The organism is Arthrobacter sp. TWP1-1 (genome assembly GCF_049897845.1).
Taxonomy (GTDB): Bacteria; Actinomycetota; Actinomycetes; order Actinomycetales; family Micrococcaceae; genus Specibacter.
Window position 1 is genome coordinate 300,513 of the sequence record NZ_JAFCXC010000004.1, and the last position, 12,239, is coordinate 312,751.

At 62.4% G+C, this 12,239-nt stretch carries 10 protein-coding genes; 8 read left to right on the forward strand and 2 right to left on the reverse strand.

Translation table 11 applies throughout. The features are described 5' to 3' along the window. Positions 1–11: 11 nt before the first annotated feature. Complete coding sequence (gene purD, locus ACP7B9_RS10100) at positions 12–1,304, reverse strand: phosphoribosylamine--glycine ligase (RefSeq protein ID WP_425862991.1); 1,293 nt, start codon at positions 1,302–1,304, stop codon at positions 12–14. A 330-nt stretch (positions 1,305–1,634) separates the two neighbouring features. Here purD and ACP7B9_RS10105 point away from each other — a divergent pair, with 330 nt between their 5' ends. From ACP7B9_RS10105 to purM, 7 genes are all read left to right on the forward strand, one after another. Then, entirely contained in the window at positions 1,635–4,082 is a 2,448-nt protein-coding gene (locus ACP7B9_RS10105; protein WP_425862993.1) for an LPXTG cell wall anchor domain-containing protein, read from the forward strand. Between the two features lie 140 nt (positions 4,083–4,222). After that, complete coding sequence (locus ACP7B9_RS10110; RefSeq protein WP_425862995.1) at positions 4,223–4,750, forward strand: hypothetical protein; 528 nt, start codon at positions 4,223–4,225, stop codon at positions 4,748–4,750. 36 nt (positions 4,751–4,786) lie between these two features. Then, the gene (locus ACP7B9_RS10115) at positions 4,787–5,791 is read left to right on the forward strand and encodes an asparaginase (RefSeq protein ID WP_425862996.1); all 1,005 of its coding nucleotides are present in this window, start codon (positions 4,787–4,789) and stop codon (positions 5,789–5,791) included. Positions 5,792–5,818: 27 nt separating this feature from the next. Further along, positions 5,819–6,172 (forward strand): sterol carrier family protein, encoded by a 354-nt coding sequence (locus tag ACP7B9_RS10120; RefSeq protein WP_425862998.1) that lies wholly within the window; start codon positions 5,819–5,821, stop codon positions 6,170–6,172. Between the two features lie 78 nt (positions 6,173–6,250). Further along, positions 6,251–6,574 (forward strand): hypothetical protein, encoded by a 324-nt coding sequence (locus ACP7B9_RS10125; RefSeq protein ID WP_425862999.1) that lies wholly within the window; start codon positions 6,251–6,253, stop codon positions 6,572–6,574. Between the two features lie 80 nt (positions 6,575–6,654). Next, complete coding sequence (gene purF, locus ACP7B9_RS10130; protein ID WP_425863001.1) at positions 6,655–8,220, forward strand: amidophosphoribosyltransferase; 1,566 nt, start codon at positions 6,655–6,657, stop codon at positions 8,218–8,220. A 23-nt stretch (positions 8,221–8,243) separates the two neighbouring features. Continuing rightward, a complete protein-coding gene (gene purM / locus ACP7B9_RS10135; RefSeq protein ID WP_425863002.1) occupies positions 8,244–9,392 on the forward strand; it encodes a phosphoribosylformylglycinamidine cyclo-ligase in 1,149 nt (382 codons plus the stop codon). Between the two features lie 237 nt (positions 9,393–9,629). Here the strand turns inward: purM and ACP7B9_RS10140 are convergent, their stop codons facing one another. Then, positions 9,630–9,860 (reverse strand): DUF3073 domain-containing protein, encoded by a 231-nt coding sequence (locus tag ACP7B9_RS10140; protein ID WP_425863004.1) that lies wholly within the window; start codon positions 9,858–9,860, stop codon positions 9,630–9,632. 326 nt (positions 9,861–10,186) lie between these two features. On the opposite strand from ACP7B9_RS10140, the gene ACP7B9_RS10145 reads away from it, so the two are divergent. Further along, positions 10,187–12,214, forward strand: a complete 2,028-nt coding sequence (locus ACP7B9_RS10145; protein ID WP_425863006.1) for a hypothetical protein — start codon at positions 10,187–10,189, stop codon at positions 12,212–12,214. The last annotated feature ends 25 nt before the right edge of the window (positions 12,215–12,239 follow it).

Sequence of the window (12,239 nt, forward strand, 5' to 3'; positions counted from 1 at the left end):
CGCCTGATTCCTTATGCCTGCGCGGCGGAATCCGCCACGGTAATTTCGCCACGTGCAGCCTTTGCCGCAATGTCGGTGCGGTACTGGCCGCCCTCCAAGGAAATTTCCTCGATACCCGCGTAGGCCCGCTCGCGCGCATCCTCCAGGTCGACTCCCAGCCCCACCACGGCGAGCACGCGGCCGCCGGCGCTGACCGTGTTGCCATCGGCGTCACTACCGGTGCCAGCATGCAGAACGTGAACGCCGTCGAGCCTGTTTGCCTTCTTCAGCCCCCGAATCCGATCGCCGGTGCGCGGAGTGTCGGGGTAGTTTTCGCTGGCAAGAACGACGGCGACCGCGGTCTCGGGTGCCCAACGCAGCTCATCGATCTCGTCCAGTTGGCCCTTGGCTGCCGCCATGAGGACACCGCCGAGCGGGGTCTTCAGGCGGGCGAGGACGGCCTGTGTTTCGGGATCGCCAAAGCGGGCGTTGAATTCGATGACGCGGGTGCCGCGGGTGGTCAGTGCAAGTCCGCAGTACAGGACACCGGTAAAGGGGGTGCCGCGGTGTGCCATGGCGTCGATGGTTGGCTGGGCAACGCGGTCGATGACCTCTTGGACCAGACCGGCAGGAGCCCACTCGAGCGGGGAGTACGCACCCATGCCGCCGGTGTTGGGGCCTTCGTCGCCGTCGAAGATGCGCTTGAAGTCCTGGGCCGGAGCCAATGGAACAACGGTGCGTCCATCGGCAAGAACAAATAGTGAAACCTCGGGACCGTCGAGGAACTCCTCGATGACCACGGTTCCGCCTACGTCAAAGCAGGATTGGGCGTGAGCCAGAGCCTCGTCGCGGTCATTAGTGACCACAACACCCTTGCCGGCAGCCAGACCGTCGTCCTTGACAACGTACGGTGCGCCGAAGGCGTCGAGGGCGTCAGCAGCTTCCTCGGCATTGACGGCAACCTTTGCCATCGCCGTGGGAACCTGAGCTTCGGCCATGACGGTCTTTGCAAACGCCTTAGACGCTTCCAGCTGCGCGGCTTCCTTGCTGGGCCCAAAGACGGGGATCCCGGCCTCACGCACAGCATCGGCAACACCCGCTGCAAGCGGGGCCTCGGGCCCCACAACAACTAGGTCGCTTTCCAGCTTCAAGGCAAGCGCAGCAACGGCGGCTGGATCACTTGCGTTGATCTCATGAGTTGGCACAATGGCGGCGATCCCGGCATTGCCAGGGGCTGCGTGCACCTCACTGACGTTGGGGTCGCTGAGCAACGAGCGGACAATGGCATGTTCGCGGCCTCCGGGGCCAATGACTAGAACCTTCACGACTCAAGACTACTTTGCTTATGGACAGGGGCCGCAAAATGACGCTGGAGGCACCGTCCCACCCAGCGAGCCGAAGGAGCCTCGACCTACTCGCCTTGAGCGCCAACGTCAATGGGGAGTTCTACCCCTGCCGTCATTTACAGGTAGAAACCGGGCGCCGGCCCGAGACGTCACGACACAGTATTGTGCCGCGGTGATCAACTTGATAGTTTCACGATTGGGGGCTGCAGTGACTTTCCCCAAACAGGACTTATTCCATTCAGACAATGACGTCAAAGCGCTTTGCTCATTCACGGAACATTATTAGTCTCTCCAGGGGGAATTACTCACATGCGAGCAACCAAGCGTGCCTTCTTCAAACGCGGAGGCGCGGCGTGTGCCGCGGCCGCGGTTTTGATCGGTGGCACCTTTGCTGCCGGCACCGCCACCGCGGCACCTTCGGCCGATTCTGCACCGACCTCGATCGCAACGGCCGTCGCCTCCGCGCCAGCGACCGCCTCAGCGACCGAAACTGCGCTGCCGGACGGTCTGGCCGAGGCAGTCAAGCAGGACCTGGGCAAGACTGTTGAGGAATTCAACGCCGACGCCGAGGTGGCAGCCGAGGCCGCAGACGTGCAAGCCGAGGTCACCGCGACTGATCCGGCCGCGGTGGTCTCAGTTGCGGGCGACACCATCAACGTCACGACCACCGATCCTGAGGCCGCCAAGGCTGCTGCCGGAACCGCCAAGGTCAATGTGACCGCGGCGCCAACCACGCCGTTGGTGACCAAGCAGCATTCCGACATTGATACAGTCTTCGCCGACTACGCCAAGCATTTCGGCATCGCGAACCTACAATCGATCATGCAGGACGCCTCGGGCAACATTCTTATCCGCACCGGCGATGCCGTCACTGACGGCCCGGCACCCACGTCACGATCCTTCATGGCTGCCGTGAAGAAAACCACTGACGACTTCGCCAACGACTACGCCAACGTCGTGATCGAGGCAGCAGCCGGACCCGTTAGCGCTTTGGCCACCGATGTCACCAATGGACAGGGCTATGCAGCACTATCCGGCGCCAGCATACTTGCCTGTTCCATCGGCTGGAACGGCTTCAACGCTGCCGGCAAGGCCGCCATCATCTCCGCCGGCCACTGCACCGACGACGGTGCTGCAACCGAAACCGCTTTGACCAACCCCGCCACCGAGCCTGCAGTGGGTGGCGCGGGCGGTGGCGCAACTGCTCTGCTGGGCGTCTTCGGCGCCTCACAGTTCGGCGGCCCCAATAATTCCCCTGTCACCGGTGACGTGAACGGTCCCACCACCGGGTTGGGCAACATCGGCACCGACGTCTCCGTCATTGACGGCATCAACCCTGATGTGAACCAGTTGCCCCAGGTTACCGACTGGAAAACCCCTGCCGCGCCCAAGGACTCCGGTCCCGTCGTGACAGGTGTCTCAACAGCCATCCTTGGCGCCGATATTTGCAAGTCGGGCCGCACCACCGGGTGGTCCTGTGCCAAAGTCGACGAGGTCGGATACTTCTTCGTTGCCGGGAAAAACTACCCCTCCGACAGCAATCCTGGCGGGGATCTCAAAGATATTCGTGGCGTCAGTGGCTTTGGCTCAAAGGCGCTCACAGCCAACCAGGGTGACTCAGGCGGTGCCATCATTGCCGGTTCCCTCGCGGTCGGCATGGTCAGCGCCGGAATTCCCGGGGTCATCTCCTACGGAGTGGACCTCAAGGACGCCTTGGCACACACCGCGGGCTACTCAGTCAAGATCTTCTTGGCAGCCCCGACGGCCACCACTACGGCTCCGGTCTTCCGCAAGGGCGCCATCACCGGTATCGTTCCTAACACCGGCACGGTTCCTGACGTTTCTGACGTTCCCGCCGGAACCACAGTGACCGTCACGATTGACGGCGTAACCACAGAAGCGGCCGTTGACGGCACCGGCAAGTGGAGCGTTGCAGCCCCCAACAAGCTCGGCACGTTCCCAGTGACCTTCCAGACCAAGAACGGTTTCAACACCTCGGAAATCACCACAGCCTCAGTTGAGATCATCAGGGAGACGTTGGCCGCCCCTGCGATCACGGCTCCCGCCAGCAATGGCAAGGTTGCGGCCCCGGTCACCGCAGTCACCGGCACCGGCAAGGCTGGCGCAACCATTGAGCTCACCGGCGACGTCACCGGAACCGTGGTTGTTGGCGCCGATGGCAAGTGGTCATTCACGGTGGCACCGGGTCTGGCCGTTGGCAACTACACAGTCACGGCCAAGCAGACGCTGGCCGACTGGAACGATTCCACAGCAGTCACGAACAAGTTCAACGTGGTTCCAGCGGCGCCCGCCGTCGCCTCTCCTACCAAGGGCCAGGAATTCACGTTCAATGGGGGTCCAGCCGTCATCTCAGGCAGCAACATTGAAGGCGCAACGGTTTCCGTAACGATCAACGGTAAGGCGTATAACGCCGTGGTTGTTGACGGAAGCTGGAGCATCACCTTGGATGCCAAGCTGCCCACCGGCGACTACACGGTCCTGGCCGTACAGACGGTTGACGGTGTCGAGTCCTTGACGACCACCTCGGTCTTCAAGGTCTTGGCTGAGCCGAAGCCTGCACCCACCACCGCACCGGCAACGCAGGAGCCCACCACGGCTCCGGCAAAGGCACCGGCCGGCAACGACTTGGCCAACACCGGCGTTTCAGGCTCCCCACTGCTCCTCGGAGTAGCCGGCGGCCTGCTGATGCTCGGGGGTGCAGCGTTCCTCCTGCTCCGCCGTCGTTCGGCAAAGTAAAACCGGCAAATAACGTTCAACCCTAAGCGGCAAAGGAGTGGGTCCCGTTCACCTCGAATGGGACCCACTCCTGTCATTTGGTCCGGAAGCGATTGAGCCTAAGCTTTATCCATACCCCCACAGCAAGCACGGGAGGCATCATGAACGGCAAGAAAATGGCGGCAGCAGTCCTCGCGGCCACGATGACAGGAGTCCTTGGCATGAGCGCATGCGCCACCCCGCAGGACCCGGAGTCCACTCCATCAACCCAGAGTTCCAGCCCGGCGGAGACCAGCGCATTGCTCTTGCTCAACGATTCCCTCCGCACCCAGCTAGGTGACGCCTATGCAGATTCCTGGATTGAGGGGGCCAAACTGCACGTCGCCGTCACCACCGAGGCCGCTGCAGCCATCGTGACGCAGGCGGGCGCAATCCCGAAGCTCGTGACGATCGACGCCGCACAGTTGGAGGCCGCCCTGCAGTCGGTGGCCGCATGGCAGGCCACGCTCCCCACGGAGCAAGCCACCGCCATCCACAAGATCATCCCCGATGGGAGAACCGGCACGATCACCATTTTCGTTGACCCGGCACAGCTCGACGCCGTCGCCACGGCGGCCGCGGCAGACAAGCCTGCTGGCGAGGTTGAGCTGGTCATCAAGGAATCCGTCGGCCTTGCCACGCCCCTCTAACAGCCCCTGCGGTAAAGCTCTGGATAAGATGACACCATGATCCATACTTTCAGGGCGTACGACGCCGTTGAGCTCGCCGTTCTGGAACGCAGCGGATTTGTTGAGTCCGTCCATATCGGTTCGGCCGTTGTGGTGGCCGGTGACGGTTCAGTTGTCACCGAGCTCGGCGACATCAAGGCCCCGATTTACCCACGGTCGGCCACCAAACCCTTCCAAGCCCTGGCCGCAATGCAGTCCGGCGTCCCCTTGCGCGGCGCCCAGGTGGCCATCGCCTGTGGCAGCCACACCGGATCCCTTGAACACATGGATGTTGTGGCGGGCATGCTCAAGGCTGCCGGTCTGAACGAAAGCCACCTCGGCTGCCCCGCCGCGTGGCCGAGCGACTCAACTGCCCGAGCTTGGATGGTCCGCACCGAACGGGATAAGTCCAAGCTCGCCATGAGCTGCTCCGGCAAGCACGCCGCATTCCTGTGGGCCTGCACGGAAAACGGTTGGGACGTGGCCGGTTACCTGGAACCAAACCACCCCATGCAGCGAGCCGTACGCACCGTGCTTGAGGAATACACCGGCGAACAGGTTGCCCATACAGGTGTTGATGGCTGCGGCGCACCCGTCATGGCAGTGTCACTGACCGGCTTGGCACGCGCCTTCAGCACGCTCGCCAAGGCGCCGTCGGATAAGCACGCGAACGCCAGGGCCGCCACGATTGCTACGTCCATGCTCGATTATCCCTGGGCAGTTGAAGGTCACGGAAAACCCAACACAGTTGTCATGGATGAACTCGGTGTCATCGCCAAGATGGGTGCCGAAGGTGTTCTTGCCATGGCAACCCCAACCGGTGCAAGCGTCGCCGTGAAGATCCTCGACGGCAACGGCCGGGCCGCCTCGCTCGTCGGCCTGACGCTGCTGGCGGCATCCGGTGCCCTGGACATTCCGGAGGTGGCCAGAGTGCTGGACAGGATCGTGCCAGAGGTCATGGGCGGCAATAGCCGGGCCGGCAGCCTGCGTTTGGGCCAAGCCGTCAGCGCTTTACTCGTCTAACCCACAACTCACCGCTAGGACCATTACATGCCCGCCCGCCGTCGTATAGACATCGCCGAGGGAAGCGCCGCACTTGCCGCATGGCGCGGAGGGGACTCCTCCCGCCCCGTGACCGCCATGGCTGTCCGGTACTCACTCGAGGAACTCGCTGCCCGCGCCCCCGGGAATTCCGTGGAAGTCCGCGTTCCTCCCTTCGGTGTCACGCAGTGCATCGCCGGGCCCCGGCATACCCGCGGCACGCCTCCCAACGTGGTGGAGTGCGACGCCGGAACCTGGCTTGCGTTGGTGACCGGCGGGACCAGCTGGGGTGACGCCGTCGAACATGGCCTTGTTGCGGCGTCGGGATTGCGCGCCGACCTTTCCGCCGAACTGCCCTTCTAGCGAACCTTCTAGCGAACCACAAGCGAACATCAAGGGACGCCCGGCCGGACCGTCAGCTGGGGCGGGTACCCTTGAAGCATGACTTCCCAGCCTGATTCCACTTCCGGAGAACCGCGCAAACTCAGTGTGCGTCGCGCCCCGAAGTATGTCCCGTTTATGATCGCAGGTGCCATTGTTGGCATCGTCGTCGCGGCCGTTATGACGCTAACGCTCCCGCCCAACGACCAGTATGAAACCTCGAGCGTCTTTGGCATGTTTGCGGTACTGATGCTCGCACCGGGTGTTGGCCTTGGCGCAGTGGCTGCCCTGCTCCTTGACCGACAGGGCCGGCGTCGGGCCAAGACGCTGGTTGCTCAGCCGCTGCCCGACGATGAATCCAATTCCGGGGCCGAGACTGCCTAGGCAGACCCCCTCAAGCAGCGGAACTTAAGCTACGTCACAGTAGGTCGGATGTGCGCCCCATTACATGAGATAATTTTCTCGTGGCACGCGGAGACGGAAAATTATCCCATGATCTTTTACCCGGCGAAAAGGGACCTCAGGACGCTTGTGGCGTTCTGGGCATCTGGGCACCCGGTGAAGAGGTTGCAAAACTAACCTATTACGGACTGTATTCACTACAGCACCGTGGTCAGGAATCTGCTGGCATCGCGACAAGCGATGGCAAGCGGATCAGTGTGTATAAGGACATGGGACTCGTATCCCAGGTCTTTGACGAACCCACACTGAATACCCTGACGGGGCATATGGCTGTGGGCCATTGCCGTTATTCGACGACGGGTGCGGCCAACTGGGCCAACGCCCAGCCCACCCTTGGCGCAACGGGCAGCGGAACCGTCGCCTTGGCGCACAACGGCAACCTGACCAACTCTGCAGAACTGCATGAGATGGTCATCGCCAAGTACGGCTCCCCCACCTCGGGTGAGATGGCGCAGGGCAACACCACCGACACCGCGCTTGTCACCACCTTGCTTCGTGGCGACGATGGCCGCTCTCTTGAAGAGACAGCCATGGAATTGCTGCCCAAGATCCACGGCGCTTTCAGCTTTGTCTTCATGGATGAACACACCTTGTACGCGGCCCGCGACCCCCACGGCGTTCGCCCGCTGGTCCTGGGTCGCCTGGAAAGTGGCTGGGTTGTGGCCTCCGAGGATGCCGCCCTGAACACCATTGGCGCAACGTTGATCCGCGAAATCGAGCCCGGCGAATTTATCGCCATCGATGAAGACGGCGTGCGCACCCAGAACTTCGCTCCTCCCACGCCTGCCGGTTGCGTCTTTGAATACGTGTACCTGGCCCGTCCGGACGCCACGATTGCTGGTCGTTCCGTGTACGAGTCCCGCGTGGAAATGGGCCGCCAGCTGGCCCGCGAGAGCCACTACGACGCTGACCTGGTCATCCCCGTACCGGAATCCGGAACGCCGGCCGCTATCGGTTACGCAGAGCAGTCCGGCATCCCGTTCGCCCATGGTTTCGTGAAGAACGCCTACGTTGGACGTACCTTCATCCAGCCCAGCGATACGCTGCGCAAGTTGGGCATCAAGCTCAAGCTCAGCGCTCTTGACTCCGTTATTCGCGGCAAGCGCATTGTGGTGGTGGATGATTCAATCGTCCGCGGCAACACGCAGCGTGCCGTGGTGCGCATGCTCAAGGAAGCCGGCGCCAAGGAAGTTCACGTGAAGATCTCTTCACCGCCGGTTCGCTGGCCCTGCTTCTACGGCATCGACTTCGCTTCACGTGCAGAGCTGATCGCCAACGGTGCAGCCGTCGACGAGATCGCCAAGTCAATTGGCGCCGATTCCCTGGAGTACATCTCCGAGGACGGCATGATCAACGCCACCTTGCAGCCGCGTGAACGCCTGTGCACCGCCTGCTTTACAGGCACGTACCCGATTGAACTTCCCAGCAGCGACCGTTTGGGCAAGAACTTGCTTGAACGCACCGCTGCAGGCAACGCCACCCCCTCCACCGGTTGCGATCCGGGACCTGATTCGGAACTGGAATCTGTCCTGACCGATCAAGACCGCACCGCCTCCAACGGTTCTTAAAGCATTCGCAGAAAAGAGACGCCATGACCAACGCCTCCCACGATTCCACCCCCCAGGGAATCACTTACGCCAGTGCAGGTGTCGACACCGAAGCGGGCGACCTCGCCGTTGAGCTGATGAAGGAAGCCGTCAAGGCCACCCACGGTCCGTCCGTGGTAGGTGGGTTCGGCGGATTCGCCGGCCTGTACGACGTTTCCAAGCTGCTCACGTACAAGAAGCCGTTGCTGGCTACCTCCACCGATGGTGTGGGTACTAAGGTTGCCATCGCGCAGGCCATGGACATCCACGACACGATTGGTTACGACCTCGTGGGCATGGTTGTCGATGACATCGTCGTGGTTGGCGCCGAGCCGCTCTTCATGACCGATTACATTGCCACCGGCAAGGTTGTCCCGCAGCGCGTGGCCGACATTGTGCGCGGTATTGCCAGCGCCTGCAAGGTTGCCGGAACCGCCCTCGTGGGTGGCGAGACCGCTGAGCACCCGGGACTCTTGGCTCCTGATGAGTACGACGTCGCAGGTGCATGCACGGGTGTGGTCGAGGCTGATTTGTTGCTGGGTCCGGAACGGGTTCGCGAGGGCGATGTCATCATCGGCATGGCGTCCTCGGGTCTGCACTCCAACGGTTACTCGCTGGTTCGGCGCGTCATCAACCACGCTGGCTGGTCCCTGGACCGTCAGGTTGCCGATTTCGGCCGCACCTTGGGCGAGGAACTCCTCGAACCCACTCGCGTGTACGCCGCAGACTGCCTGGATCTGACCCGTTACCTCCCGGTCACTCAGGAACGCGCTGTTCACGGCTTCAGCCACGTCACCGGTGGTGGCCTCGCAGCCAACCTGGCACGCGTTCTGCCGCAGGGCCTCATCGGCACCGTGGACCGCTCCACCTGGAGCCTGCCGTCCATCTTCAACGTTGTCTCGCAACTGGGTAACGTGCCGCTGGCCGACCTCGAGCGCACCCTGAACCTCGGTGTTGGCATGGTGGCAGTGGTTTCGGCCGACGCCGCCGATGCAGCCGTTGAACGCTTGAACTCCCGCGGCCTGCCGTCATGGGTCATGGGTACCGTCACCCGCGAAGCCTCCGATTCCGATAAGACCGGAACTGATTACACGCAGGGCGCCAAGGGCGTCGACGGCGGCGCGGTTCGCCTGGTTGGCAACTACGCTTCCTAGCTCTGAAGTTCGACGGCGGCCCCACCTTTTGGTGAGGGCCGCCGTCGTGCGTTAAGCCTTGTCATGCAAGAATGACACCGATCCCGCTTGCGAGCTGTGGGAGCATTTGGGTGGGGCCACGATCGCGAGGGACCCTGGCCGAGGAACGAGGTTAGGGAGCGATTGGGGAACAACAAAATCCCCACACGTCGCTTTCGCGTCGTGCAGGGTTTGTTGCGTTTATTGAACTAGGCGGTCCTACCCAATGCGGCGGGAGTCCACTTCGTCGTCGTCTTCAAACTGATCCGCATACTTATCGTCATATGCCGAATAGTCCGGCTCTGCAGGAAGTTCGCTGTGATGGCTCGGGGCACGCCGAGTAGTCCCACCAAGCTCTTTTTGCAGAGCTGAATAGTCAGTGCTCGGGGAATAGTACTTAATGTCCCGAGCCTGCTTGGTTGCCTTCGCCTTTTGACGGCCGCGCCCCATGGCGTGACCCCCTTTTACACTTGGACCGGAGGTGGTCGCTCGGGCTAAGAGCGAGGCTCCGGAATATTCGGTCAATTTGTCGTATTCCTAGATTACATTAGTTCTGCACCTTCCGTGTCCCACTATGGGTTGTTCTGCCCATAGCCAAACGTTGGATTTCCCGCGACGTAGACCCGATATTCGGTAGAGTCACGTGTAGACGGAGTATTTCCGCCACGTAGACGGCGAGCTGGGAATGCCCTGCAGGTGCATTCCGAACATGTCCAGCCCACATCACAAGCACAACTTTTTGCGCGGAATCCGGCGCAGCACGGAAGGTCAGGCCCATGAACGAGAGCAGCAACGCCAACGATCAGGGCGCCGAGAAGAGCCCTCCGACTGAGAACGTCGAGCTGCCGGAGCAGACTCTGGAACCGGATATTTCCGGCTCTGACTACGAATTTGCCGAGCCGCAGCTTGGTGTCGCAGAAATAAGTGAGGATGTGGCCGAGAGCGTTGACCTTGAGGCTGCCGAAGCCGAGGCCGCGCGCGTTGGCCATGAAGCGGAGCTTGTGTCCAAGGGCGTTTCGGCGCCCTTCACCGAATCAGCTGCCACTCCCGCGTCCGACGAAGCTGTGAGCCCGGAAGAACCCATCGATTGGGACAGCGCCGAGACCGTCATGCGTACCGATTTCACCAAGCCACCCGTGGCCACCAACCCTTGGTCCGCGGCAACGGTAGATCCGGCGATCCCGGATCTACCCGCGGCTCCGCCCGCTGTCCCGGAAACTGCAGTGCAGGAGAGCGCAGCGCAGGAAAGTGCAGCGCAGGACCCCGAGCAGGCGCCCTCGGAAACACCGCAGGAACTGCCTGTAACTGAGCAGAAAGCCCCAGAACGGCACGACGGCGGGACTGCCGTGGGCGTCCCGGCACCCTCTGAGCCGTCTGAACCGACGATGCCACCTGCGTCTGCGCCCGAACCGCCAACGGCTCCCGAAACTCCTGAAGCTCCTGAGGCATCTGAAGCATCTGGTGCGCCAGAAGCTCCAGTTTCACCCGTTGTTCCTCCAGCTCCGACAGTGGCACCGCAGGCCGTCAACGATCATGGTTGGCGCCGCCCGGAAACACCGTGGCAGCAGTCCGCTACTCCTTGGAAGCCAAAGGCCGGGCAGTGGCAGTCGCCTGCTCAAATTGCACGCGGCCATGAAGAAACCGCAGCGGCAGCAGCTTTGGCAGCAGAGTCGCTGACAGCAGAACAAGCCACTGTGCCGATTGAGCGTCAGCCAGATAGCGCCCCAACGACCGCGTCGCCTCAGGTAAACACTGCAGGTTCGGAATCTGCGCAGCCAGGCGCACAAGCCCCTTACGGCGCCCCGGCCCCGTTGGGTCAAACGAACACTTCAGGGCAGCCCGCCGCTGCAGGCCAGCCGCCTTACGGTTCACCGCAACCATACGGCCAGCCCGCCGCGCCCGGCCAGCCGAGCAATGGCGGTCCGATGCCATTCGGTCAAGCTGCAGCAAGCGGCCAGCCACCCTATGGAGCGTCGGCCCAGCAGGGCACACCGCCGCACGGAACACCCCAGCAGGGCACACACCAGAATTGGGGTGCCCCAGCACAATTTGGTTCGCCCGGCATTCCGCCGGTTCCCGGAGCAGGCGGCCCGCAGGGACCCAACGGTGGCGGATACCCCGGTGGACCTCAGGGACCCGGTTTCCCCACTGGCCCCGGAGGTTCCGGCGGTTCCGGCGGTCAGGGTGGCGGAGGAATGTCCGCCTCAGCAAAGAAGAAGCTGTTTATCATCCTCGGCGCCGCCGTTCTCGGACTTGGCCTCCTCGTGTTCTTCATCTGGTTGCTGGTTGGTTTCATCCTGGGCAATGTCAAGAATTTGGATCCCAATACCGGTCCGGTCGTTTCATCGCAGTCTCAGACTGCAGAGTCTCAGGCCGCAGAGCCCAGCGCCGAACAAGACCCGGAAGCCACCGCGGCGGCCGAGGGAGATCCCGAGGACGGGTTGATCCTGGCAGAGCTGTCGCCCTTAGATTGGCTCGACGGCGACTGCCTGCGAGATTTCAAGGACCAGTCCAACCCGGCCGACGTCGTCTTGTGCAGTTCACCGCACAACGCCCAGCTGGTGGGTACTTTTTACTACGAAGACGCGGATGAATTCCCCGGCCTCGAGGCACTCAAGGCCAAGGCCGTGGAGGTGTGTGAAGGCGTCACATTCACGTCCGAGGCCTCAGACATCAGCACCCTGAAGCAAACTACGGCTTACCCGTCGGACACCACGTGGAGCGAGAAGGACGATCGCAGGGTCGACTGCATGGTCCACGACACCCGCGACGGCAACCCTTTGGAATCAGACTTAATCCAGTAGCAAAATAGCGATGGCCTGGCTGCTC

What these genes read in the sequence shown, in the direction of transcription:
- ACP7B9_RS10120 (WP_425862998.1), top strand. Translation starts at nt 5,819, where the DNA reads ATGCCCGCCCGCCGTCGTATAGACATCGCCGAGGGAAGCGCCGCACTT.
- ACP7B9_RS10140 (WP_425863004.1), bottom strand. Translation starts at nt 9,860, where the DNA reads ATGGGGCGCGGCCGTCAAAAGGCGAAGGCAACCAAGCAGGCTCGGGAC.
- ACP7B9_RS10110 (WP_425862995.1), top strand. Translation starts at nt 4,223, where the DNA reads ATGAACGGCAAGAAAATGGCGGCAGCAGTCCTCGCGGCCACGATGACA.
- ACP7B9_RS10115 (WP_425862996.1), top strand. Translation starts at nt 4,787, where the DNA reads ATGATCCATACTTTCAGGGCGTACGACGCCGTTGAGCTCGCCGTTCTG.
- ACP7B9_RS10125 (WP_425862999.1), top strand. Translation starts at nt 6,251, where the DNA reads ATGACTTCCCAGCCTGATTCCACTTCCGGAGAACCGCGCAAACTCAGT.
- purM (WP_425863002.1), top strand. Translation starts at nt 8,244, where the DNA reads ATGACCAACGCCTCCCACGATTCCACCCCCCAGGGAATCACTTACGCC.
- ACP7B9_RS10145 (WP_425863006.1), top strand. Translation starts at nt 10,187, where the DNA reads ATGAACGAGAGCAGCAACGCCAACGATCAGGGCGCCGAGAAGAGCCCT.
- ACP7B9_RS10105 (WP_425862993.1), top strand. Translation starts at nt 1,635, where the DNA reads ATGCGAGCAACCAAGCGTGCCTTCTTCAAACGCGGAGGCGCGGCGTGT.